The organism is Pseudomonas sp. LBUM1669, assembly GCF_059695705.1.
This window is the reverse complement of sequence record NZ_CP166784.1, coordinates 6,005,115-6,030,260: the sequence shown is the minus strand read 5'-3', so window position 1 is coordinate 6,030,260 and position 25,146 is coordinate 6,005,115. Positions and strand designations below refer to the sequence as shown.

Sequence of the window (25,146 nt, the reverse complement as noted above, 5' to 3'; positions counted from 1 at the left end):
CCGGGAATTCTGGTTTCAACTTTCAACAAGGAGTCGCAATGCTGCCTTACCCGCAGATCGACCCGGTGGCCCTGGCCATCGGTCCGCTGAAAATCCACTGGTACGGTCTGATGTACCTGATCGGCATCGGCGGCGCCTGGCTGCTGGCATCGCGCCGGCTCAACCGTTTCGACCCGACCTGGACCAAGGAGAAACTCTCCGACATGGTCTTCTGGATGTCGATGGGGGTCATTGTCGGCGGCCGCTTGGGCTATGTGCTGTTCTACGATCTGCACGCTTACCTGGCCAACCCGACGCTGATTTTCGAAGTGTGGAAGGGCGGCATGTCGTTCCACGGCGGGTTCATCGGCGTGATGTTGGCGGCGTTGTGGTTTGGTAAAAAGAACGGCAAGTCGTTCTTCCAGCTGATGGACTTCGTCGCACCGATGGTGCCGATCGGCCTGGGCGCCGGGCGCATCGGCAACTTCATCAACGCCGAGTTGTGGGGCAAGGCAACCGATGTGCCGTGGGCGATGGTCTTCCCGACCGATCCGGCGCAACTGGCGCGTCACCCGTCGCAGCTGTACCAGTTCGCGCTCGAAGGCGTGGCGCTGTTCGCCATTCTATGGCTGTTCTCGCGCAAGCCGCGGCCGACCATGGCGGTGTCCGGGATGTTCGCGCTGTTCTATGGCATCTTCCGTTTCATCGTCGAATTCGTCCGCGTACCGGACGCGCAACTGGGCTATCTGGCCTGGAACTGGCTGACCATGGGCCAGGTACTTTGCGTCCCGATGATCGTCGGCGGGCTGTTCCTGATCTGGCTGGCGTACCACCGCGCTCCGGCGACTCCAGCGGCGGCCGTATAAATTCGAATCCCGGGGTGACGACCCCGGGTTCAAGGACACAGGTAACTCATGAAGCAATATCTCGAACTGGTCGCCCACGTCATCAAGAACGGCACCAAACAGGCCAACCGCACCGGCGTGAACACCATCAGCTTTCCGGGCGCGATGCTGCGTTATGACCTGAAAGAAGGTTTTCCGGCGATCACCACGCGCAAGATGGCCTTCAAATCGGCCATCGGCGAGATGTGTGGTTTCCTGCGGGGCGTGAACAACGCCGCCGAATTCCGCGAGCTGGGCTGCAAGGTCTGGGATCAGAACGCCAACGAAAACGCGCAATGGCTGGCCAATCCGTTCCGTCAGGGTGAAGACGACCTTGGCGAAATCTACGGCGTGCAATGGCGCAAATGGCCGGCGTACAAGCAGATCCCGGTCAGCAACCAGGCCGCCATCGAACAGACCCTGAGCCAAGGCTACCGCCAAATCGCCGAAGGCGAAGAAGACGGCCAGGCCTACGTGGTGCTGTACAAGGCGATCGACCAGATCCGCCAGTGCGTTGACACCATCATCAAGGACCCGGGCAGCCGCCGTATCCTGTTCCACGGCTGGAACGTGGCGCAGCTCGATGAAATGGCCTTGCCGCCGTGCCATCTGCTGTACCAGTTCCACCCGAATGTCGAGACCAAGGAAATCTCCCTGACGCTCTACATCCGCTCCAACGACCTGGGCCTGGGCACGCCGTTCAACCTCACCGAAGGCGCCGCGCTGCTGAGCCTGATCGGCCGACTGACCGGCTACACACCGCGCTGGTTCACCTATTTCATTGGTGATGCCCACGTTTACGAAAACCATTTGGACATGCTCAACGAACAGCTCAAGCGCGAGCCGTTCCCGATGCCGAAACTGGTGATCAGTGACCGTGTGCCGGAGTTTGCCAAGACCGGTGTTTATCAGCCGGAGTGGCTGGAGTTGATCGAGCCGAGCGATTTCTCGCTTGAGGGTTATGAGCATCACCCACCGATGACCGCGCCGATGGCGGTCTAAAGAACCACCGCTGACTTAATGTGGGAGCGAGCCTGCTCGCGATGGGGCCCTGACATTCAGCATTGATGTTGTCTGTCAGGCCGCCATCACGAGCAGGCTCGCTCCCACATTTGGTTTTATGGTGTGCTTAGTGGCCGTGGCTGCGGCCGACATGGGAATGCTCGACTTCCGTCGCCACAACCCCGCCACTCACTTCCAGCCGCTGCAAAATCCCGCACTGATCAATGTCCGGCCCCTCGCCACAGCGTTGGCGCAGGTCGAGCAGTTGTGCCTGCAACGCCAACAACCCATCGATCCGCGCCTTCACGTGATGGATATGCTCGTCGATCAACGCATTCACACTTTCACACTGATCCTGCGGACTGTCGCGCAAGGCCAGCAGACTGCGGATCTCTTCGAGGGTCATGTCGAGGGTCCGGCAGTTGCGGATGAAGGTCAGGCGTTCGGCGTGGGCCTGGGTGTAGACACGGTAGTTGCCGTCGCTGCGGGCCGGTTCCGGCAGCAGGCTTTCGCGCTCGTAATAGCGGATGGTTTCGACGGCGCAGTCGGTGAGTTTCGCCAGTTCTCCGATCTTCATGACGGCAATCTCCAAAAGGGTGCTTGACCCTATAGTGGCTACAGGGTCTTTACTTGGCAACAGGCACCTTCATGGACGCAACCAATGAGCGATTCCCTTCACACCCACAAACCCGAGGCTGATCACGATCACGATCACGATCACGATCACGATCACGATCACGATCACGATCACAGCCACAAGCTGCAGCCTGTGCAGAAGCATGACCATGGCGGGCACGGCGATTCCTGCTGTTCCTCCAAGGCGGCAGCGCCTTCGCTGATCAAGTTGAGCGACACGCCGACCGACGGCGCCCGGCTGAGCAGCTTCCGCATCGACGCCATGGACTGCCCGACCGAGCAGACGCTGATCCAGAACAAACTGGGCAAGCTGGCAGGTGTGCAGCAACTGGAATTCAACCTGATCAATCGAGTCCTGGGCGTGACCCATGACCTGCCGAGCACTGCGCCGATTATCGAGGCGATCAAGTCGCTGGGCATGGTGGCCGAACCGATGGAGCAGGGCACCGAAGCGCCAGCGCCGATCCCCGAGAAAAAGCACTGGTGGCCCCTGGCGCTGTCCGGCGTGGGTGCGCTGGCGGCAGAAGTGATCCACTTCACCAACGCCGCGCCGGACTGGGTGGTGGCGATCATCGCGCTGATTTCGATCCTCAGTGGCGGCCTCACCACTTATAAGAAAGGCTGGATCGCACTCAAGAACCTCAACCTGAACATCAACGCCTTGATGAGCATCGCGGTGACCGGCGCGATTCTGATCGGGCAATGGCCGGAAGCGGCGATGGTGATGTTCCTGTTCACCGTGGCCGAGTTGATCGAAGCCAAGTCGCTGGACCGGGCGCGCAACGCCATTGGCGGCCTGATGCAGATGGCCCCGGAACAGGCCACGGTGCAGCAAGCCGACGGCCGTTGGGTCGAGCAAGACGTCAAAACCATCGAACTCGGTGCACGAGTGCGGGTGCGTCCCGGCGAGCGGATTGGCTTGGACGGCGAAGTCGTGTCGGGCAGTTCGACCATCGATCAGGCGCCGATCACCGGCGAAAGTCTGCCGATCGAGAAGACGGTGGGCGATAAGGTCTTCGCCGGCACCATCAACCAGGCAGGTTCTCTGGAATATTCCGTCACTGCTGCGGCCAATAACTCGACTCTGGCGCGGATCATCCACGCCGTGGAGCAGGCACAGGGCGCACGGGCGCCGACCCAGCGTTTCGTCGATCAGTTTTCGAAAATCTACACCCCGGCTGTATTCATCTTTGCCTTGGCCGTAGCGGTCATTCCGCCGCTGTTCATGGGCGCATTGTGGTTCGACTGGATCTACCGGGCGTTGGTGTTGCTGGTCGTTGCCTGTCCGTGCGCACTGGTTATCTCTACCCCGGTGACCATCGTCAGCGGCCTCGCGGCGGCGGCGCGAAAAGGCATCCTGGTGAAGGGCGGTGTTTATCTGGAGGGCGGTTACAAGCTCGATTACCTGGCGTTGGACAAGACCGGCACGATCACTCACGGCAAACCGGTGCAGACCGATTATTTGTCGCTTGATCCAACCGCTGACGAAACCGCCCCGGCGATTGCGGCAGCGCTGGCCGGTCGCTCGGATCACCCGGTGTCGCTGGCCATTGCCAATGCGGCTGTGGATAAACAATTCGCGACACTGGTTGTGGATAACTTTGAAGCGCTGGCGGGTCGCGGTGTACGCGGGGAAATCAACGGCCAGGTCTACCACTTGGGCAACCATCGTCTGGTGGAAGAGCTGAACCTTTGCTCGCCCGAGCTGGAAGAGAAGCTGTTTGCGCTGGAAAAACAGGGCAAGTCCGTGGTGCTGTTGCTCGACAAGTCCGGCCCGTTGGCGCTGTTCGCCGTGGCCGACACGGTCAAAGAGTCCAGCCGTGAAGCGATCCAGCAACTGCACGACCTGGGCATCAAAACCCTGATGCTGACCGGCGACAACGTCCACACCGCTCAGGCGATTGCCGCGCAAGTCGGCATCGACGAGGCCAAGGGCGATCTGTTGCCGACCGACAAGCTGCAAGCCATCGAAGCCCTTTATGCACAGGGCCATAACGTCGGCATGGTCGGCGATGGCATCAACGACGCTCCGGCGCTGGCGCGAGCCGAGATCGGTTTTGCCATGGCGGCTGCGGGCACCGATGCCGCCATCGAAACCGCCGATGTCGCCCTGATGGACGATGATCTGCGCAAGATCCCGACCTTCATCCGGCTGTCACGGCAAACCTCAAGCATCCTCAAACAGAACATCGCCCTCGCTTTGGTCATCAAGGCGATCTTTCTTGGGGTAACCTTCGCCGGGATCGCCACCATGTGGATGGCGGTATTTGCCGACATGGGCGTCAGCCTGTTGGTGGTGTTCAACGGTTTGCGCCTGTTGCGCAAATAAGCGATGAGGAGCGGGTGTGCTGAGTGCCGAGCTGAAGGCGTTTTACATGGTTGCCCGCCTGGGCAGCATTACCCTGGCGGCGAAAAAGCTCGGCCTGAGCCAACCCACCGTAACGACCCAGATTCGCAATCTGGAAAGCCAGTACTCGGTTGAACTGTTCTATCGGGGTGGGCGCCGCCTCAGCGTCAGCGATGAAGGCGCGCGGTTGTTGCCGATGGTCAAGGCGCTATTGCAGCAGGAAGCCGAGATTGAGTTTTTCCTGCGCAACAGCGGCCAGGTCCAGGGCACGTTACGTATCGCCGCGACGGCGCCGTATTACATCCTCGACTTGGTGAAGACCTTTCGCGAGCGCTTGCCGCAAGTGGAAGTGTCGGTGGAAATTGGCAACTCCCAACAAGTGCTGGAAGCGCTGGAGGATTACCGGGTAGATGTCGCAGCGTCGTCGCAGTTGCTCGACGATGCGCGGCTGATTCGGCGGGTGCTCGGCAGCGATCCGCTGGTGTTGGCGGTGCATCGCAATCATCCGCTGGCAGTTCACGACCATGTTCCTCTGAGTGCCTTGGCCGGGCATACCCTGTTGATGCGCGAGTCGGGCTCGACCACTCGGCGATTGACCGAAGAGTTGCTGGCCAGCGCGGGGGTGAGTTTCGGGCCGCTGTTGGAAATTGGCAGCCGTGAATCGATCCGTGAGGCGGTGCTGCGCAACATCGGCATCAGCATCATTGCCCGACAGGAAGTGCCGCATGACCCGCAATTGCGCGTGCTGACGATAGAGAATGCGCCGCAGATTCCCGAGTATCTGTATTGCCTCAAAGAGCGAAAAAGCGCACGGCTGCCGGCGGCGTTTCTGGGGTTGGCGCAGGAAATGGCCCCGGCCTGATTTTTGTGTTGCCGGTGCCGGCCTCTTCGCGGGCAAGCCTCGCTCCTACAGGGAAATGCGATCACCTGTAGGAGCGAGGCTTGCCCGCGAAGTCGTCAGATCAATCGCCACATCAGCTGTAACTTTGAACACAAATCCTTGAATACCACTATCAGCCGTTTTTGCCTCACTGCCACATGACGGACGCATTACAAACCTAGGATGGCTTCATCTGCTTGATGAGGCCTGTCCATGAACCACTCGATTGCAACTGCCCTGACCAACCCCGGCGCCCCTATGAAGGTGCGCGGTGTGCAGAAACGCTTTGGCGCCTTCACTGCGCTGGACAATGTTTCCCTCGACGTGGCGGCCGGTGAGCTGGTGTGCCTGCTGGGCCCGTCGGGTTGTGGCAAAACCACCCTGCTGCGTTGCATCGCCGGCCTGGAGAAACAGGACAGCGGCGAGTTGTACCTCGGCGATCGCGACGTTTCCCACCTGGCACCCCAGGCCCGGGACTACGGCATCCTCTTTCAGTCCTACGCCCTGTTCCCCAATCTCACGGTCGAAGCGAACATTGCCTACGGCCTCGCCGGCAGCGGTCGCGATGAAGTGCGCAAGCGCGTGGGTCAGATGCTGGAACTGGTCGGCCTGACCGGCAGTGAGAAAAAGTACCCCGGCCAACTGTCCGGTGGTCAACAGCAACGTGTCGCGCTGGCTCGGGCCTTAGCGCCCGCGCCCTCGTTGTTGCTGCTGGATGAACCCATGTCGGCCCTCGACGCCCGGGTTCGCGAACATCTGTGCACCGAATTGCGCCAACTGCAGCGCAACCTCGGCGTCACCACCCTGATGGTCACGCACAATCAGGACGAGGCCATGCTGATGGCCGACCGCATCGCCGTGATGAACAACGGCAAGGTCGAGCAGTACGCCACGCCGCAGGACATCTACGACCGCCCGGCCACGCCGTTTGTGGCGGAGTTTGTCGGCCAGGGTAACTGGCTGCCATTCAGCCGCAGCAGCGACAGCCACGCCCAGGTCGGCGGGATGAGCATGCGCCTGGCCGATGGCAGCGCTAAAACCACGTCGGGCCGCCTGTTCTGCCGCCCGGAAGCGATCAACGTCAACCCGCCGGTGCATGAAGAAAACCTGTTCCCGGCCAAGGTCCGCGAGATCACCTTCCTCGGCAACCGCTGCCGCATGAGCTTCGAACTCGATCAACTGCCGGGTCATGCGCTGCTGGCGGAACTGGCGCCGGAAGCCATGCCGCGTCTGGGCGCGCAGCAGATCATGGTCGCCTTGCCGCCGCGCAGCCTGCAGGTGTTTGCCTGATGAGCGCGAACATCGCGCTGCCGATACCGCGCAAGCAGGTTCGGCAGACCTCCCGTGCCGAGATCGGCGACCGGGTGTTCGTGGTCGGCGGCAAAGTCCTTTTACTGGGGTTGCTCGGCCTCGCGGTGTTGATGCCATTGCTGGCGATTTTCTGGCGCGGCTTCAGTTCGGAAGCAGGGCAGGGCGGTGGATGGGTCGCCGCTCGTGAATTGGTGACCAGCGCCAATTTCCACTGGTTGCTCGGCAACAGCCTGAAAGTGTCCCTCAGCGTCGCGGCGATTGTCGTACCGCTGGCCTACCTGTTTGCCTACGCATTGCAACGCACGTTGATTCCCGGCAAAGGTATCTGGCGCGGGATTTCGCTGTTGCCGCTGATGGCACCGTCGATGCTGCCGGGGATTGCGCTGGTCTATCTGTTCGGCAATCAGGGCATGTTGCGTGGTTTGCTCTCGGACAATATCTACGGCTTCTGGGGCATTGTGCTCGGCGAGGTCATCTACACCTTCCCACACGCGTTGATGATTCTGCTGTCGGCCCTTTCCCTGGCCGATGCGCGACTGTTCGATGCCGCCTCCAGCATGGGCGCCAGTCCGGCCAAAGCCTTTCGCAGCATCACCTGGCCGGCGACCCGTCAGGCCGTGTTCGCGGCGTTCTGTCTGGTGTTCACCCTGACCATCACCGACTTCGGCGTGCCCGTGGTGGTCGGTGGCGACTATCAAGTGCTGGCGCTGGAAGCCTACAAGGCGGTGGTCGGTCAGCAACAATTCGGGCGCGGCGCGTTGATCGGCATGGTCCTGCTGCTGCCGGCGCTGTTCAGTTTCGGGGTAGATGCCTGGTTGCGTCGACGTCACGGCGACTCCATGAGCGGCCGGGCTCAGGTGTTTCAACCGGCGCCGTCGAAATGGCGGGACGGCTGCTACCTGGCCATCGTGTTGCTGATCTGCGCGGTGTTGCTGCTGGTGTTCGGCATGGCGGTGTATTCGTCGCTGGTGAAATTCTGGCCGTACAACCTGTCGCTGTCGCTCAATCATTACCAGTTCAACGATACGGCGGGCGGTGGCTGGCTGGCCTATGGCAACAGCGTGAAGATGGCCTTGTGCACGGCGTTGATTGGCAGCGTGCTGATCTTCACCGGCGCCTACCTGATGGAAAAAACCAAGGGCCAGCGCGGACTGAACCTGACCCTGCGCATGCTCAGTTTCGTACCGATGGCGGTGCCGGGGCTGGTGCTGGGCCTGGGGTACGTCTTCTTTTTCAACCTGACCGGCAACCCGCTGCATGTGCTCTACGGGACCATGACCCTGCTGGTGGTCTGCACCATTGCTCACTATTTGACCACCGCGCAAATGACGGCCACCACGGCGCTGCGCCAGCTCGACGCCGAGTTCGAAGCCGCCGCGTTGTCGCTCAAGGCGCCTCTATATCGGCATTACCTGCGGGTCACCGTGCCGATCTGCCTGCCGGCGCTGCTGGACATCGTGCGCTACCTGTTCGTCTCGGCCATGACCACCGTTTCAGCCGCGATCTTCCTCTACAGCCCCGACACCATCCTCGCGGCGGTGGCGGTGCTGAACATGGATGACGCCGGCAACGTCGGCGGCGCGGCGGCGATGTCGACCCTGATTCTGTTCACCTCGGCGGGCGTGTCCCTGCTGCTGGCCTGGGCTTCGCGCGGTTTGCTGCGCCGTTCCCAGGCCTGGCGGCAGACCGCTCCTGGTAAATAAATCTGTCCCCATAAAAGCCCTCAACCCAAAAGCCCTCAACTCAAACAGGAAAAGATCATGTTCAAGCCTATGGCCCTGGCCGCTGCTGTCCTCACCGCTTTCAGCCTGAACGCCTTTGCGGCGCAAACCGAGTTGACGGTGTACACCGCCCTCGAAGCCGAACAACTGAAGACCTACAAAGAAGCCTTCGAAAAGGCCAACCCGGACATTGAGATCAAGTGGGTGCGCGATTCCACCGGGATCATCACCGCGAAGTTGCTGGCGGAAAAAGCCCGCCCACAGGCTGATGCCGTCTGGGGCCTGGCGGCGTCGAGCCTGGCGATTCTCGATCAGCAAGGCATGCTGCAAAGCTATGCGCCGAAGGACCTGGGCAAGATCGGAGGCAACTACCGCGACGCCGCCAACCCGCCAGCGTGGGTCGGCATGGACGTCTGGGCCGCGACCATTTGCTTCAACACCGTCGAAGCCGAAAAGCAGGGTTTGACCAAGCCCGTGAGCTGGCAGGACCTGACCAAGCCTGAGTACAAAGGCAAGATCGTGATGCCCAACCCGGCCTCGTCCGGCACCGGTTTCCTCGACGTCAGCGCCTGGCTGCAAACCTTCGGCGAGAAACAAGGCTGGCAGTACATGGACGACCTGCACCAGAACATCGGCCAGTACGTTCACTCCGGTTCCAAACCATGCAAATTGGCGGCGGCGGGTGAGTTCCCGATCGGGATTTCCTTTGAGTACCCGGCGGTTCAGCTGAAGCGTCAGGGCGCGCCGCTGGACATCATCCTGCCGAAGGAAGGCCTGGGCTGGGAGATCGAAGCGACCGCTGTCATCAAGGGCACGCCGCACGAAGAAGCCGCGAAGAAACTGGCTGACTTCTCTGCCAGCCCGGCGGCGATGGAGCTTTATAAAGAGAACTTCGCGGTGCTTGCTCAACCGGGGATTGCCAAGCCACAGACTGAATTGCCGGCGGATTATGAGCAGCGTTTGATCAAGAACGACTTCGCCTGGGCGTCGAAGAATCGCGACGAAATCCTCACCGAGTGGCGCAAGCGCTATGACGGCAAGTCCGAGAAAGTGGTTGCCAAGTAACTGACTCACACCTTGTGGCGAGGGAGCTTGCTCCCGCTGGACTGCGCAGCAGGCCCATTTTCAGGGCCGCTACGCGCCCCAGCGGGAGCAAGCTCCCTCGCCACAAAAAGCGGGATTATCTTCATGACACAACACAACGACATGCTGATCGTAGGCGCCGGCATCCTCGGCCTTTCCCACGCTTACGCCGCCGCCCGACGCGGTCAGAAAGTCACCGTTTTCGAACGCAGCGAAACGCCTTTGGGTGCCTCGGTACGCAACTTCGGTCAGGCACTGGTCACCGGCCAACCCCCGGGCCAGATGCTCGAGCTGGCCAGGGCCAGCCGTGACATCTGGGGCCAATGGGCACAACTGGCCGGCCTGCAACTCAAGCGCAACGGCTCATATTTGTTCGCCCGCAACGAAGCCGAAGAACACCTGCTGGAAGCTTTCTGCACCGGCCGCGCCGTGGAACACGGTTACCGCGTCGAATTACTGCGCGGTGCTGCATTGCGCGATCTGTACGGCGGTCAGTTCATCCATCACCGTGCCGCGTTGCACGGCATGGACGATCAGCAACTGTATTCCCGTGAAGCGATTCCAGCGCTGATCGACTATCTGCGCCGTGAACTCGGCGTCACGTTTCACTTCTCCACACTGGTGCGCGACATCGAGCCCGGCCGCTTGCACAGCACCGCTGGATCCTTCAGCGCCGAGCAGATCATCGTCTGTTCCGGCCACGATTATCAGACGCTGCTGGCCGAGCCGATCGCCGAACTCAACCCGCAAATCTGCCGCCTGCAAATGCTCCGCACCCGACCGCAGATCAACCTCAATCTGCAACACGCATTGCTCACCGGTTTGAGTTGCGTGCATTACGGCGCCTTCGCCGATCTGCCGGAAGCGGCGGCGGTGCAGGCGCAAATTCTGCGCGAGGCACCGCACTTGCACGAAAACGGCATCCACCTGCTGATCAGCCCGACGCCTTACGGTGAGTTGATCATCGGCGACTCGCACCATTACGGCCGCGATCCATCGCCGTTCAATGCCGAGCAGGTCGATGACTGGATGATCGAACTCGCTGAACAAACGCTGGGTTGCAGGGTGCAGGTGGTCGAACGCTGGCAGGGTGTCTATGGTTCGCGGGGGCCGGGGCCGTTCTCGTTCTTGCGGCCGATGCCGGGTGTGAGCGTGGCCCTGATGCACACCGGTGTCGGCATGAGCGTCGGGCCGGCGATGGCCGAACGCAACGTTGCGCAGTTGTTGGGGGAAAGTTGATGGAGCGTCATGAACAAGTGATCGCCGAAGTGTTCGGTTTGTACGAGCGCTTTGGTGACGCCGACTACATCGGCGAACCGGTGTCGCAGATCGAACACATGTCCCAGGCCGCAGAGTTGGCCATGGCAGAAGGCTTTGATGATGAAGTGGTGCTGGCCGCGTTCTTCCATGACATCGGCCATATCTGTGGCGAGAGCGCGCAGAACATGGGCGGCTTCGGTGTGGTCAGCCACGAACGGTTGGGTGCGGATTATTTGCGTCTGGCCGGTTTCAGCGAGCGCCTGGCGCGGCTGGTGGAATACCACGTCCAGGCCAAGCGTTATCTGACGCTTGAAGAGCCCGGGTATTACGAGCGATTGAGCGAAGCCAGCCGCCGGACCCTGGAATATCAGGGCGGGGTGATGACCGCGGAAGAGGCTGAAGCCTTCGAGAAGGATCCGTTATGCAAGGTCAGTTTGCGGATGCGCCAGTGGGATGAGTTGGCCAAGGAGATGTGGGTGCCGGTGATTGATCTGGGTGTCTTGAAGGACAAGGCGTTGCGGCTGTTGGCTGCGTAACGGCTCGAAACCGAGGCGCCGCCTTCGCGAGCAAGCCCGCTCCCACAGGTTCCGTAGTGACTACAGAACTTGTGTCCACCACAAATCCTGTGGGAGCGAGCCTGCTCGCGAAGGGGCCAGCCCGGACACCACAATTGCCAAGGTTTACAACTGCTGCGCCAACACCTCAACCTGCTCCTGCCTTTCTGCCTGACTCAACTTGGGATGAGGATTGAGCGACGACCACTGCGGATGTGCCCGGGCCTTGTTCAGGGCTTCGGGCAGTTTGCCTTCGCGCCAGGTCTTGTCCTGTGGCGTGGCCACCTGGATGCTGTCCAGCGCCGCATGCCCACGGGCATTCAGCGCTTGCAGCAATTGCCGCTGACGCAACGCCAACAGCCGCAGCACGCTGTCGTCGACCGTCAATTCTCGCTGACCTCTGATCTTGCCCATCAACCGGCTGCCATAACTGCGGGCGGTTTGCAGGGCGCCGCCGGCAATTGCGCCGGCCAGTGCCGCCGCGCCGAGGGTCAGGCCGCCCACCAGCAAATCCACCCCGGCACCGGCCGCCGCGCCGGCCGCGATGCCGCCACCGACCCGAACGCCGAGTTGCTTGAGGGTTTCCGGGTTGAACAAATCGTCGCCCCAACGGCCATCGAGCAGCGGCAGATCACTGGCCGCCGCGTCCTGTGGACGGAAGGCGTAGAGCTTGAGCAAGGCTTCAACGCAGCGTTGCTCCCGTTGGCGAACGGCTTTGCGCAGTTCGCTGATCGCCTGCTGTTCTTGCTCGGCTTCGCTGACCACACTGCGCCGGCACGCGGCGCAATCGATCAGTAACTCGGCAATTAATCGCGCCGCACTGTGTTGGCGGGCCAAGCGTTGGGCCTGTTGATCGGCGATCAGGCGCTCCAATTGTGCGCGGGAGTTTTCCAGCAGCAAGGCGAGGCTTTCATAGAGTCGACGTTCGCCATCTTCGGGCGGTGCAACGCTGTCGAAACGCACCAGGGCATGCAGGCCCAAGCGTGCCAGGGCTTCACGCCAATCCGGTTCCCGATGGCTGGCGCTGCTGACGAAATTCAGCACCGGCAGCAGCGGTTTGCCGCAACTGGCCAGCACTTCCAGTTCGTCGCGGTACTTGGCCAGGACCGGCTCCCGAGCGTCGATCACATAGAGACCGGCGTCCGAGGCGAGCAATTGGCGCAGCACTTTGGCTTCCTGTTCAAAACGCTGCCGGGCTTCGCTGCCCTCGAGGAATCGGGCCAGCCGGGCCGGGCCGTCGAGGCGTTCGCCGGGGCGTTCCAGGCGTTCGAGGTAGTCGAGCAGGGCAATGGCATCTTCAAGGCCAGGCGTGTCGTAGAGATCGAGCAACGGCTCGCCGTCCACCGACAACCGCGCGCCTTCGACATGGCGGGTGGTGCTCGGGCGATGGGACACTTCACCGAAACCGACATCCCGGGTGAGCGTGCGCAGCAACGAGGTTTTGCCGACGTTGGTGTGGCCGACCACGGCCAGCTTCAAGGGGGCTTTCCAAGTGTTAGTCATGGCCGGTCTCCAGCCAGTTCACGGGCACACAATCGGCGAACGGCAGGTCCAGCTGTTGCAGCGCCACGTGCCAGTCGCCGAGGCGTTCGGCATCCAGTGCTTCGCCGGGCGGCGCTTGCAGCAGCCAGACACGGGTGGCGGCGGCATTGCGCGCCAGTTCGGCGATCAGCGCCAGGCTGCCACGGTCCGGTGAGCGACGCGGATCGCAGGCAATCGCCAAGCGTGCCGGGGGAAAACGACTCAGCTGTTCGAGCAGTTTGTTGCGCGATTCGCGGCTGTCGAGGATGCCGGCGTTGTTCACGGTTTTCGGCAGCTGCGGCGGCCACGGGCGTTGATCGTCCAGCTCGATGGCCACCAGCAACGCGCCGTCGCTTTGCTGTTCACTGACACCGCTTTCGACACGATGCAGTTGTGCAGGCGCCGCATCGCTGATGCCGAGGCGTTCGCTGGTGGGCATCAGGCGTTCGCGCAACTGGGCATAACCGGGCAGATTCAAATCCAGGCGCAAAGTGGTTTGGCCGGATGACCAGCGCCACCGACAGAACAGCACCAGCAACAGACGCGGCAACACGCCGTAGACCAGCAACACGCCCACCAGCCATGCCGCCCATGCTTGGCGGGCGCTTTCGATGTTCAGCGCAGCATCGCCACTGGCGCGGATCATCTCCACGCTGGGCACGCTGAAACCGAGCAAGGCCGGCAGGGCGCCGAGGGTTTGGGTCATGGCGACGAAGGTGTCGCCGCTAAGAAGGGTGGTTTCCCAGACAAAGCCGTAACGCCGGGTCGCCATTAACGTCAGCAACATCGCCAAGGCGCTGAGCATCGCCAGCAACCATAAGCCGTTGACCAACACGCCGATCGCCCAGCGATTGAGTTTGCGTCGCTGCAATAACAGCAGCAGGGCCGGCGCCAGTTGCGCAGCTTTGGCATCGCGAGCGAGTTTTTCGCTGAGCCACAGCCACAAGCGTCCAAGGCTGGCGCCGTGTTCACCGGCAAACACCAGGCCCAACGCCCAGCTCAACAGCAGAATCAGATTGAGCCCAAGCAGACTGCCCAGGGCCCAGAACACATTCACCGGGGTCTGACCGTCACCCAGTGCGGCAAACGCCAGGCCGGCGCCGCTGACGATGGCCAGCACCGCCATGACGATCAGTGCCAGTCGCGCGCCTTGCAGCCAATGCGTTAGCGCGTCGGCCAAGCCGTCACGCTCGGCCAGCCACACCGCCCGGCGCTGAATCCGCGTCGGCAAGTCGCCGCCGGCACCGCGGGCCAGTCGGTTGGCTTCCAGATCATCCAGGGGGCCGGCGTGTTCTTCACGCAGGCGCACCGTCTCGGTCAGCCAGAGGTTTTGCAGTGGAGTCAGTTCAGTCACGCGCCATCCCGTCGCTCAAATGAGCTGTGAGCATAACCGCTGTGGCGCTTATCGGGGTACGGGAGGCTCTGGTATCCTCGCCGTCATGACTAAATCACTCCCCCTCAGCCTGATCGCAGCCCTCGGTGAAAACCGTGTGATCGGCGTCGACAACAGCATGCCCTGGCACTTGCCGGGGGACTTCAAATACTTCAAGGCCACCACTCTCGGCAAGCCGATCATCATGGGTCGCAAGACCTGGGATTCCCTCGGTCGTCCGCTGCCGGGCCGATTGAACATCGTGGTCAGCCGTCAGGCGGACCTGGTGCTGGAAGGCGCGGAAGTTTATCCGTCGCTGGAGGCGGCCGTGGTTCGCGCGCAGGAATGGGCGAACGAGCAGGGCGTCGATGAGGTGATGCTGATTGGCGGCGCACAGTTGTATGCGCAGGGGTTGGCTCAGGCGGATCGGTTGTATTTGACGCGCGTGGCGTTGAGCCCGGAGGGAGATGCGTGGTTTCCGGAGTTTGATTTGACGCAGTGGACATTGGTGTCCAACACCCCGAATCCGGCCGTCGATGACAAGCCGGCGTACAGCTTTGAGGTGTGGGAGAAAGTCTAAAAGCTTCGCGGGCAAGCCTCGCTCCTACAGGATTTGTGTTGATCGCGAAAATTGCGTACGACACAAATCCTGTAGGAGCGAGGCTTGCCCGCGAAGAGGCCCGCTCAGTCGCTGAACGGGTTAAGCGTGAGCCAACTCCGAATGCTCATCCGCTTCCAACAGCTCTTTATCCGTCTGTTGCATGATCTGGCTGGTAATCGCCCCGGCGGTCATTGACCCACTCACGTTCAACGCCGTGCGGCCCATATCGATCAGCGGTTCAACCGAAATCAGCAACGCCACCAATGACACCGGCAAGCCCATCGCCGGCAGCACGATCAGCGCGGCAAACGTCGCACCACCACCCACGCCCGCCACACCGGCCGAACTCAAGGTCACAATCGCCACCAGCGTCGCGATCCACAGCGGGTCCAGCGGGTTGATGCCGACCGTGGGCGCCACCATCACCGCCAACATCGCTGGGTACAGGCCGGCACAGCCGTTCTGGCCAATGGTCGCGCCGAACGAAGCGGCGAAACTGGCAATGGATTGCGGGATGCCCAAGCGGCTGGTCTGCGCTTCGATGCTCAGTGGAATCGTCGCAGCGCTGGAGCGGCTGGTGAACGCGAACGTCAGCACCGGCCAGATCTTGCGGAAGAACCGCAGCGGGTTGATCCCGGCCGCCGACACCAGCAGGCCATGGACCACAAACATCAGGCCCAGGCCGATGTAGGAAACCACCACAAAACTGCCGAGCTTGATGATGTCTTGCAAGTTGGAACCGGCGACAACTTTGGTCATCAGCGCCAAGACGCCGTAGGGGGTCAGCTTCATCACCAGACGCACCAGACGCATCACCCAGGCTTGCAGGGTGTCGATGGCGTTGATCACTTTCTGACCTTTCTCGACATCATCCTTGAGCAATTGCAGGGCAGCGACACCGAGGAACGCTGCGAAGATCACCACGCTGATGATCGACGTCGGTTTGGCGCGGGCGAGGTCGGCGAACGGGTTTTGCGGAATGAACGACAGCAGCAGCTGCGGCACATTCAGGTCAGCGACCTTGCCTGCATAGTCGGTCTGGATGGTTTGCAGGCGCGCCATTTCCTGGGTGCCGGCCACCAGGCCTTCAGCGGTCAGGCCAAACAGGTTGGTCAGGCCGATACCGATCAGCGCTGCGATGGCGGTGGTGAACAGCAGCGTGCCGATGGTCAGGAAGCTGATCTTGCCCAGCGACGACGCATTGTGCAGACGGGCCACGGCGCTGAGGATCGAGGCGAACACCAGCGGGATGACGATCATTTGCAGCAACTGCACGTAACCGTTGCCTACCAGATCGAACCAGCCGATCGAGGCCTTCAGTACCGGGTTGCCGGCACCGTAAATCGTGTGCAAAGCGACACCGAACACCACGCCCAACACCAAGGCGAGCAAGACTTTTTTCGCCAGGCTCCAGGTGGTGTGACGGGTTTGCGCGAGGCCCAACAGTAACGCGAGAAACACCAGCAGATTGAGGATCAGCGGCAGATTCATGAGAACTCCGAAAGTGACTTGTGCCAGCCACCTTCCGGGGCAGCTGCGAACCGGCAAGCCTAACAGCTTGATTTCCAATGATTTAATATCAAAAAAGTCTGATAACTGTCGTTTTTGGAATAAGTCGGTGTCGCTGTCGGGGATGCATTTGGCGCGAAAGGGACGTGAGCGGTCGCTGGCAGGCGAGAGCTGTCACACTTATTTGTTAGCGTCGACATCTTTGGATCAGGGAGAACCCGCCGATGAAACTCGCACCGAAACTTCTCGCAGCAGCACTCTGTTTTGGCCTCGCTGGCCAGGTCTTCGCCACGGATTTGAAACACTGGCCAGCCGATCAGGCCAAGGCGCTGGACGCGATGATCGCGGCCAACGCTAACAAAGGTAACTACGCGGTGTTCGACATGGACAACACCAGTTACCGCTACGACCTTGAAGAGTCGTTGCTGCCCTACATGGAAAACAAGGGCCTGATCACTCGCGAGAAACTCGACCCCTCCCTGAAACTGATTCCGTTCAAAGACACCGCCGACCATAAGGAAAGCCTGTTCAGCTACTACTATCGCCTCTGCGAACTCGACGACATGGTGTGCTATCCATGGGTCGCGCAAGTGTTCTCCGGTTTCACCCTCCAGGAACTCAAAGGCTACGTCGATGAGCTGATGGCCTCAGGCAAACCAGTGCCGGCCACCTATTACGAAGGCGATGTGGTGAAGAACCTCGACGTCAATCCGCCGAAAATCTTCACCGGTCAGAAAGAGCTCTACAACAAGCTGATGGAGAACGGCATCGAGGTCTACGTGATGACCGCCGCCTCCGAAGAACTGGTGCGCATGGTCGCTTCCGATCCAAAGTACGGCTACAACGTCAAACCGCAAAACGTGATTGGCGTGAGCCTGCTGCTCAAGGACCCGAAGTCCGGCGAACTGACCACGGCACGCAAGCAAATCACCGCGGGCAAGTATGACGAGAAGGCCAACCTCGGTCTCGAACTGACCCCGTACCTGTGGACCCCGGCGACCTGGATGGCGGGCAAGCAAGCGGCGATCCTGACCTACATCGATGAGTGGAAAAAACCGGTGCTCGTTGGCGGCGACACCCCGACCAGCGACGGTTTCATGCTCTTCCACAGCGTCGACGTGGCCAAGGGCGGCATCCACTTGTGGGTCAACCGCAAAGACAAATACATGACCCAGATTAACGGCATGATGGCCAAGCACGCGGCGGCACAGGCCAAGGAAGGGTTGCCGGTGACGGCGGACAAGAACTGGGTGATCGTCAAGCCTGAAGAAATTCAGTAAGCATCGAAGATCCAATGTAGGAGCGAGCCTGCTCGCGTGAAGACGGTGGGTCATTCAGCATTGATGTTGACTGACCCGGCGCTTTCGCGAGCAGGCTCGCTCCCACAGTTGATCTCCATTGGCTGAGGGATTTTGCTCAAAAAAATGCCCCGCACTTGGCGGGGCATTCTTATTTCTACGACTGACGTTTACAGACCGTCGAGCATCGCCTTGTTACGCACGGCGCCCTTGTCGGCGCTGGTCGCCAGCAGGGCGTAGGCCTTCAGTGCAGTGGTCACCTTGCGTGGACGTTTTTCCACCGGTTTCCAGCCTTTCTGATCCTGCTCGGCACGGCGGCCGGCCATTTCTTCGTCGCTGATCAACAGGTTGATCGAGCGGTTCGGAATGTCGATCAGCACCTTGTCGCCGTCCTGTACCAGACCAATCGCGCCACCTGCTGCGGCTTCCGGCGATGCGTGGCCGATGGACAGGCCCGAGGTGCCGCCGGAGAAACGGCCGTCGGTGAGCAGAGCGCAGGCTTTGCCCAGGCCCTTGGATTTCAGGTACGACGTCGGATAGAGCATTTCCTGCATGCCCGGGCCGCCTTTCGGGCCTTCGTAACGAATGATCACGATGTCGCCGGCCTTCACTTCGTCGGCGAGGATGCCGCGAACGGCGCTGTCCTGGCTTTCGAAGATCTTCGCGTTGCCTTCGAAGACGTGGATCGATTCGTCGACGCCGGCGGTTTTCACCACGCAGCCATCCAGCGCGATGTTGCCGTAGAGAACGGCCAGGCCGCCTTCTTTCGAGTAAGCGTGCTCGACACTGCGGATGCAGCCGTTTTCACGGTCATCGTCCAGGGTTTCCCAACGGGTCGACTGGCTGAACGCGGTTTGCGTCGGGATGCCCGCAGGACCTGCCTTGAAGAAGTGATGCACGGCTTCGTCGTCGGTCTGGGTGATGTCCCACTTGGCGATGCCTTCAGCCAGGGTTTTGCTGTGCACGGTCGGCAGGTCGGTGTGCAGCAGACCGCCACGGGACAGCGAGCCGAGGATGCTGAAGATCCCGCCGGCACGGTGTACGTCTTCCATGTGGTACTTCTGGATGTTCGGCGCGACTTTGCACAGTTGCGGCACGTGCCGGGAGAGACGGTCGATGTCGCGCAGGTCGAAATCGATCTCGGCTTCCTGGGCGGCGGCCAGCAAGTGCAGGATGGTGTTGGTGGAGCCGCCCATGGCGATGTCCAGCGTCATGGCGTTTTCGAACGCCTTGAAGTTGGCGATGTTGCGCGGCAATACCGACTCGTCGTTCTCGCCGTAGTAACGTTTGCACAGCTCGACGATGGTGCGGCCGGCCTGCAGGAACAGCTGTTCGCGGTCGCTGTGGGTGGCCAGGGTCGAACCGTTGCCCGGCAATGCCAGGCCCAGGGCTTCCATCAGGCAGTTCATCGAGTTGGCGGTGAACATTCCGGAGCATGAGCCGCAGGTCGGGCAGGCGCTGCGCTCGTACTCAGCGACTTTCTCGTCAGAAGCGCTGGAGTCGGCGGCGATGACCATGGCGTCGACGAGGTCGAGACCGTGGCTGGCCAGTTTGGTCTTGCCGGCTTCCATCGGGCCGCCGGAAACGAAGATCACCGGGATGTTCAGGCGCAGGGCGGCCATCAGCATGCCAGGGGTGATCTTGTCGCAGTTGGAGATGCAGACGATGGCGTCGGCGCAGTGGGCGTTGACCATGTATTCGACGGAGTCGGCGATGATCTCGCGGCTCGGCAGCGAATAGAGCATGCCGTCGTGGCCCATAGCGATGCCGTCATCCACGGCGATGGTGTTGAATTCTTTTGCCACACCGCCAGCGCGTTCGATTTCGCGGGCGACCAGCTGGCCGAGGTCCTTGAGGTGGACGTGGCCCGGTACGAATTGGGTGAACGAGTTGGCAATGGCGATGATCGGCTTTTTGAAGTCGTCATCTTTCATCCCCGTGGCGCGCCACAATGCGCGGGCGCCGGCCATGTTGCGGCCATGGGTGGACGTTTTCGAGCGGTAATCAGGCATGAAGCACTCCGGGCGGCTAATCAGGTATCAAAAGGGAAGTGAGCTTCTATTGACGTCTGGAACACCCAGAAATGGCCGTGTGTCCGGAAGTTGCCGATAACTTTGCGGGATCGCCGCGCGCTTCAGCTTGAGCTCATAAACCCGCCGGGGGATGACTGGCGATGAATGTCGCGATTCTACACGGCTGGCGTCAGGAGGGAATGCCGGGAAGCGTTGATCCGGCGCTGGCGCAACGTGAGGGATGACGACTGGCAGGTTTCAGCCCGCCTTCAGCGCAAGATGCCGTCGTGTAATCAAGACATTCAGGCCAAGACCCGTGGCACTCAAGCTCAGGAAGCACACGGCGAGTGCCGTGGTCAGGTCTTCGGAAGCGAGATTGATCACCACACTGATCACGCCGCCGCACATGAAAATCAGCACGCCGCCGACCGAGGTAGAGGTCCCGGCATTCTGTGGGTAGAGACTCATGGCTTTGGAGTTGGCGATGGGCCTGGCAATGGTGGTGCCTGCCGTACAAATCAGCATGGGTATCAGCACCGCTGCCGCAGAGAGCCCGAACTGATCCGCCAACCACAACATGACCAGCCCTGACAAAGCGATCAGGCCCAGACCAATGACTATTTGCGTGTTGGCCTGCAGATGCCGATGCAGAGCGCTGGCGACAATTCCGCCAAACACATAGGCCACGCCATACAGCAACAACGCCCAGGCAAATGCGTAAGGCGACAACGCCAGCCGCTCCATGAAAATGATCGGTGAAATGACGATGAACGAGAAATGGCAGGCAAAAGCCAAGGCTGAAATCAACCAATACCCCATGAAACGTATATCTGAACACAGCCGCCAATAGGCGCTGAAAAAACGTTCATGTGCCGTGGTATGAAGGTGAGGGTTTTCCCTGAGCAGAAAAAGGGCTTTAAACCAGACAATGACGGCCAGGCTGATAAACACAAAAAAGCTGCCCTGCCAGCCTAGCTGCAATTGCAACCACGTCCCCAGCAGCGGCGAAATCGAAATGAACACCCCGCCGCCGGTCACCATCCAGATTCTGATTCGCTCCTGTTCCTTGCCGACGAACAGATCCTGAACCAGTGCCTGTGACAGGACGAAGGATCCGCAACCAACGGCCTGGATCACCCGGAAGAACAAAAACCAGCTGTATTCGCTGGACACCAAACATCCCGTGGCTCCAACCACCGCAATCGCGATACCGGCCAGCAGTAGTTTCTTGCGCCCCCACACATCTGACAAGGGGCCGACCAGCACCACGGACAACGCCAGACCAATGGCGAACACGCTGACGGACAGGGCGATGTCGGACGGTGAGGTCCGAAAGTAGTCAGAAAGATCGGGAAAGGAGGGGAGCACCACATCCAGGGGAAAGACGCCGAGCAGCGTCATGGTCATCAACAGAATGACCATGTCACGTTGTTCGCCCCGGGCTACCTGTTTTCCGTCATTCATCAAATAGCCCTGCCTTGGAGAAGAGTTGCCGATTGGCAGGCAGATCGAAGAACCCCGCTTTTTTCATTGCGTTGAGCGTGGCACCAGCACCCGACTGTGCGCGCAGGCGCTGTGCTTGCGGGCCGGTCAAATCACCAAGGATCTGCGCGACTGACGTTTCACTCAGGCTGGCGCTGCGCAGGCTTTCCCCGAGCCAGCGTTCATCGACTTCAAAGAAAATCAGCAGGATTTCCAGGAGCGACCTGGCGGTGAACGTGCGTTGGCCGCAACTCAATTGCAGCCACAGATAATGGAACACTTCGCAAAAGTAGCGACTGTGCCTTGCCTCATCGGCAAGGTGGTCCCTGAGCATTTCCTGAACGCTGCTCACCAGCGTGTCACGGCAAACGTCGAGTAGTTCCTTGGCGATGATCGTCTCCGAAACGAAGCCGACGAGAAACCACGCCAGTGCTTTGTGCTTGTCCGGCGTGCGGTCGAGCAGGGCCTTCAGCCGGGCGATCCGTTGGGGCAGGACCGGGCGTTCAGTCATGCCGTAAATATCGGCAATCTGCTCGGCGAGGCTGTTGGAGAACAGCGCGTGGTAAGCCTCATCGGTGTAGAGCTGCAGCGCGGCCGTTTTCATCCGTGGGGGGATGGAAACCCCCAGTTCGTTGTGGATGATGGTTTCCACGGATCGGTTGACGATGCGGTGTTCGAGCAGTGTGGTGTAGTCGAGGAAATACACCAAATGATTGGCGGACAGGCGATGAGCGATCGCTCTGCCGGCTGCTTCGACCGCCGGGTGCTTCAGGTAAGGCAGAAAAGCCGGGGGGAACCAGTGGCGGGTTTCCAGTTGCCGTTCCAGGTCAGAGGGCAATTGGTAGGTGTGTTCGCAGATGCGCACCGACGCTCGGGTATTCCAGTCTCCAAGGGTGAAACGATGGGCCCATGAGGCGGGGGCGGATGCGATGTCGACGAGGGGCTCGGTCATTGTTCCGGTCCCCGATTGCTCAGCAGCGCTTTCAACTCCTTGCACATCACTTGCCCGTCGCTCTGGCCGCAGCCGACAAAGAACAGCGGTTGCTCTGCGCTGTTCTCAAGTCCCAGCAGCGCTTCGACCTGGTCATCTGTCAATGCGCCGGTCAGCCAGGTGTTCAATCCCAGCGAGGTGGCCGCCAGTTGAAAGGTCTGGGAAATATGACCGGCCTCGACGTACGCCATTCGGTACGCCCGCGAGTGTTCATATTTCCACCACAGCTTGTCGAATCGACTGGTGATGAACAGGCCTGCGGGCAGGTTATTGATGAAGTGTTGCCCACACATCAGTTGCCCCAAAGGCTGGGGAGGCAGCGGATTAACGAAACTCAGCGCGTGCCCGGTGGGGTGATAGGCGTAGACGCCGGGTTGCAAGCCGCTGACGTTTTGCACCAGCAAAAAGCCTTCGCAGGCATTAAGTCCGCCACCGGACGGGCTGCTGCGCCGGGCGCCGAGACTTTCGGCGATGCTTTCGTCAACGTCGTTTTCGCGCTCATGCAGATAACCGAGGGACAGGTACAGCAATGTACTCACCGCTTCGAGGGAAACCGCTTCCCCCGTGAAGGTGCGGCAGGTTTTGCGATTGACCAGGGCGTTTGCCAGGGAGCCTTCCGGCAGGCAGGAAGGTTTTGGCAGGGTAATCAGCTCGCATGCCAGGCGTTCCGAGCGCCTGGCTTTCGGCGAGGGCGTGCTCAGTACGTCGGTGCAATGATCAAGGTATTGCTTTGACCATTCATTAATATTTTGCGGAATGTGTTCGCAAGGAATGTTCTTGGTGCCGATATGGAATATCTTCGACAGTTCGTCCCAGCCCCACTCAGTAATATCTGCTGTTGCCGTTGTCAGTATTCCAGCGCCAAGTAGTTGGGTGTCAATTGTATTGCGGTCATTGAACTTTTCGGGATTGTCGATAAGTTCCGCCAGTCGAGTGGAGTACTTGAGGTTCAGTTCAAACTGTTTGTGATTCTTGTAATCCCAGACTATTTGACCGGGCGTGCGAGGAAGTATGAATAAATGAGGGCTGATCTGCATGATGGGCGGTTCGCTCTGGGTAATGCCATAGAAAACGCTGGGTAGCTGGCACTCCCCAGCGCCTCATTCACTTAGCGGGCTTTAGGGGCAACCAGAAAAGCCAGGTTGGCGATGCTGTTAGCTTCCAGAGTAATTGCTTTCATTTGGAACTCCTTGTAATTGAAAGTAAGTGTCACTTCGTGGTGACACGCTCAATCATAGAGTGTAATGAGCGCTTATCAAGGCGATATTGGGTAGGAATCTTCCAGCAATTTTGTCAGATCGATCTTGGGTATGAACAAGTTTTGTCAGTCGAATGCTTAATAGTGAAAGGCGCAGGGAAACGTCCTGCTAGTTTGTAGGATTGTAAGTGTAGGAAGTTAGAGCGGAATTCAATATCGGATAATAAAACGGGGAGCCGTCTGGCTCCCCGTCGAACCGGCGTTATCAGCTGTTTGGCAGCAACCGGCAGGTGATGCTCTTGATGTAGCGGGTTTCGGCGATGGCCGGGTGCACCGGGTGATCCGGGCCCTGACCGCCACGCTCGAGCATCTGGATATTGCGGTCCAGGTGGCGGGCGCTGGTCAGCAGGATGTTCTGCAGGTCGTCTTCCGGCAGGTGCATCGAGCACGACGCGCTGACCAGGATGCCGTCCTTGCTGAGCAGGCGCATGGCTTGCTCGTTCAGGCGACGGTAGGCGCCTTCACCGTTCTTCATGTCTTTCTTGCGTTTAATGAAGGCGGGTGGGTCGGCAACGATCACGTCGAAGCGTTCTTCGCTGGCTTTCAGCTCTTTCAGGGCTTCAAACACGTCGCCTTCGATGCAGGTCATTTTTTCGGCGAAACCGTTCAACGCGGCGTTGCGCTCGACGCCGTCGAGGGCGAATGCCGACGCGTCGACGCAGAACACTTCACTGGCACCGAACGCGGCTGCTTGCACACCCCAGCCGCCGATGTAGCTGTACAGGTCCAGTACGCGTTTGCCTTTGGCATAAGGAGCCAGGCGCGCGCGGTTCATGCGGTGGTCGTAGAACCAGCCGGTTTTCTGACCCTGGATGACCGGGGCTTCGAATTTCACGCCGTTCTCTTCCAGCGCGACCCATTCCGGCACCAGGCCGAACACGGTTTCGACATAACGGTTGAGGCCTTCGGCGTCACGGGCAACGGAGTCATTCTTGAACAGAATGCCGCTTGGCTTGAGCACTTGGGTCAACGCGGCGATCACGTCTTCTTTATGGGCTTCCATAGTTGCCGACGCGATCTGCACCACGAGGATGTCGCCGAAGCGGTCGACCACCAGACCTGGCAGCAGGTCGGAGTCGCCGTAGACCAGGCGATAGAATGGCTTGTCGAACAGGCGATCGCGCAGGGACAGCGCAACGTTCAGGCGATGGACCAGCAGCGACTTGTCCAGCGGCAACTTGATGTCGCGCGACAGCAGACGGGCGCAGATCAGGTTGTTCGGGCTCATGGCCACGATGCCCAGCGTCTTGCCGCCGGCGGCTTCGAGGATCGCCTGGTCGCCAGCTTGAAAACCGTGCAAAGGGGTCGCCGCTACATCGATTTCGTTGCTATAGACCCACAAGTGGCCGTTTCGCAGGCGACGGTCGGCGTTGGCTTTGAGGCGCAGGCTAGGCAGGGACATGACGTCGCTCCGGAAAAAAGAGCGGGAGTATAGCGTGTTGCGG

The 25,146-nt window shown here is 60.5% G+C and carries 20 protein-coding genes; 11 read left to right on the top strand and 9 right to left on the bottom strand.

Features of this window, described 5'->3' with window-relative positions; all coding sequences use genetic code 11:
• Window positions 1–38: 38 nt before the first annotated feature.
• Complete coding sequence (gene lgt / locus ACA051_RS28075) at window positions 39–845, top strand: prolipoprotein diacylglyceryl transferase (protein ID WP_497306192.1); 807 nt, start codon at window positions 39–41, stop codon at window positions 843–845.
• Window positions 846–893: 48 nt separating this feature from the next.
• Window positions 894–1,865, top strand: a complete 972-nt coding sequence (locus ACA051_RS28070) for a thymidylate synthase (RefSeq protein WP_497372730.1) — start codon at window positions 894–896, stop codon at window positions 1,863–1,865.
• 127 nt (window positions 1,866–1,992) lie between these two features.
• On the opposite strand, the gene cadR is transcribed toward ACA051_RS28070, so the two are convergent.
• Entirely contained in the window at window positions 1,993–2,442 is a 450-nt protein-coding gene (gene cadR, locus ACA051_RS28065) for a Cd(II)/Pb(II)-responsive transcriptional regulator (protein WP_497306190.1), read from the bottom strand.
• 84 nt (window positions 2,443–2,526) lie between these two features.
• Between cadR and ACA051_RS28060 the strand changes: the two genes are divergently transcribed.
• From ACA051_RS28060 to ACA051_RS28030, 7 genes are all read left to right on the top strand, one after another.
• Window positions 2,527–4,830, top strand: coding sequence for a heavy metal translocating P-type ATPase (locus ACA051_RS28060; RefSeq protein ID WP_497372728.1), 2,304 nt, complete (start codon window positions 2,527–2,529; stop codon window positions 4,828–4,830).
• Window positions 4,831–4,846: 16 nt separating this feature from the next.
• A complete protein-coding gene (locus ACA051_RS28055) occupies window positions 4,847–5,710 on the top strand; it encodes a LysR family transcriptional regulator (protein ID WP_497372726.1) in 864 nt (287 codons plus the stop codon).
• Between the two features lie 231 nt (window positions 5,711–5,941).
• Entirely contained in the window at window positions 5,942–7,018 is a 1,077-nt protein-coding gene (locus tag ACA051_RS28050) for a putative 2-aminoethylphosphonate ABC transporter ATP-binding protein (protein WP_010466754.1), read from the top strand.
• Window positions 7,018–8,742, top strand: a complete 1,725-nt coding sequence (locus tag ACA051_RS28045; RefSeq protein WP_497306185.1) for a putative 2-aminoethylphosphonate ABC transporter permease subunit — start codon at window positions 7,018–7,020, stop codon at window positions 8,740–8,742. Before ACA051_RS28050 ends, ACA051_RS28045 begins: the two co-directional genes overlap by 1 nt.
• Before the next feature lie 57 nt (window positions 8,743–8,799).
• Entirely contained in the window at window positions 8,800–9,825 is a 1,026-nt protein-coding gene (locus ACA051_RS28040) for a putative 2-aminoethylphosphonate ABC transporter substrate-binding protein (RefSeq protein ID WP_497306184.1), read from the top strand.
• Between the two features lie 123 nt (window positions 9,826–9,948).
• Window positions 9,949–11,082 carry a TIGR03364 family FAD-dependent oxidoreductase gene (locus ACA051_RS28035; protein ID WP_497372724.1) on the top strand — a complete coding sequence of 378 codons (1,134 nt, stop codon included), beginning with the start codon at window positions 9,949–9,951 and terminating at the stop codon, window positions 11,080–11,082.
• Entirely contained in the window at window positions 11,082–11,639 is a 558-nt protein-coding gene (locus ACA051_RS28030) for a phosphonate degradation HD-domain oxygenase (protein WP_497306181.1), read from the top strand. The genes ACA051_RS28035 and ACA051_RS28030 overlap by 1 nt, the downstream gene beginning before the upstream one ends.
• Window positions 11,640–11,783: 144 nt before the next feature.
• On the opposite strand, the gene ACA051_RS28025 is transcribed toward ACA051_RS28030, so the two are convergent.
• Window positions 11,784–13,160, bottom strand: a complete 1,377-nt coding sequence (locus ACA051_RS28025) for a GTPase/DUF3482 domain-containing protein (RefSeq protein WP_497372722.1) — start codon at window positions 13,158–13,160, stop codon at window positions 11,784–11,786.
• Window positions 13,153–14,532: a DUF2868 domain-containing protein gene (locus ACA051_RS28020; RefSeq protein ID WP_497372720.1), complete on the bottom strand. Its 1,380-nt coding sequence runs from the start codon at window positions 14,530–14,532 to the stop codon at window positions 13,153–13,155. Before ACA051_RS28020 ends, ACA051_RS28025 begins: the two co-directional genes overlap by 8 nt.
• 85 nt (window positions 14,533–14,617) lie before the next feature.
• Here ACA051_RS28020 and ACA051_RS28015 point away from each other — a divergent pair, with 85 nt between their 5' ends.
• Window positions 14,618–15,130 (top strand): dihydrofolate reductase, encoded by a 513-nt coding sequence (locus tag ACA051_RS28015; protein WP_497372718.1) that lies wholly within the window; start codon window positions 14,618–14,620, stop codon window positions 15,128–15,130.
• A gap of 120 nt (window positions 15,131–15,250) precedes the next feature.
• Here the strand turns inward: ACA051_RS28015 and ACA051_RS28010 are convergent, their stop codons facing one another.
• The gene (locus tag ACA051_RS28010; RefSeq protein WP_497372716.1) at window positions 15,251–16,642 is read right to left on the bottom strand and encodes an L-cystine transporter; all 1,392 of its coding nucleotides are present in this window, start codon (window positions 16,640–16,642) and stop codon (window positions 15,251–15,253) included.
• 242 nt (window positions 16,643–16,884) lie between these two features.
• Between ACA051_RS28010 and ACA051_RS28005 the strand changes: the two genes are divergently transcribed.
• Window positions 16,885–17,940, top strand: coding sequence for an HAD family hydrolase (locus tag ACA051_RS28005; RefSeq protein ID WP_497372714.1), 1,056 nt, complete (start codon window positions 16,885–16,887; stop codon window positions 17,938–17,940).
• Window positions 17,941–18,128: 188 nt separating this feature from the next.
• Here ACA051_RS28005 and ilvD read toward each other — a convergent pair whose 3' ends face one another.
• From ilvD to ACA051_RS27980, 5 genes are all read right to left on the bottom strand, one after another.
• Window positions 18,129–19,970, bottom strand: coding sequence for a dihydroxy-acid dehydratase (ilvD, locus tag ACA051_RS28000; RefSeq protein WP_497306169.1), 1,842 nt, complete (start codon window positions 19,968–19,970; stop codon window positions 18,129–18,131).
• Window positions 19,971–20,228: 258 nt separating this feature from the next.
• A complete protein-coding gene (locus ACA051_RS27995; RefSeq protein ID WP_497372712.1) occupies window positions 20,229–21,434 on the bottom strand; it encodes an MFS transporter in 1,206 nt (401 codons plus the stop codon).
• A complete protein-coding gene (locus tag ACA051_RS27990; protein WP_497372710.1) occupies window positions 21,427–22,404 on the bottom strand; it encodes a diiron oxygenase in 978 nt (325 codons plus the stop codon). Before ACA051_RS27990 ends, ACA051_RS27995 begins: the two co-directional genes overlap by 8 nt.
• Complete coding sequence (locus tag ACA051_RS27985) at window positions 22,401–23,480, bottom strand: SagB family peptide dehydrogenase (RefSeq protein ID WP_497372708.1); 1,080 nt, start codon at window positions 23,478–23,480, stop codon at window positions 22,401–22,403. Before ACA051_RS27985 ends, ACA051_RS27990 begins: the two co-directional genes overlap by 4 nt.
• Window positions 23,481–23,906: 426 nt before the next feature.
• Window positions 23,907–25,103, bottom strand: coding sequence for a class I SAM-dependent rRNA methyltransferase (locus ACA051_RS27980; protein ID WP_497372706.1), 1,197 nt, complete (start codon window positions 25,101–25,103; stop codon window positions 23,907–23,909).
• Between the last annotated feature and the right edge of the window lie 43 nt (window positions 25,104–25,146).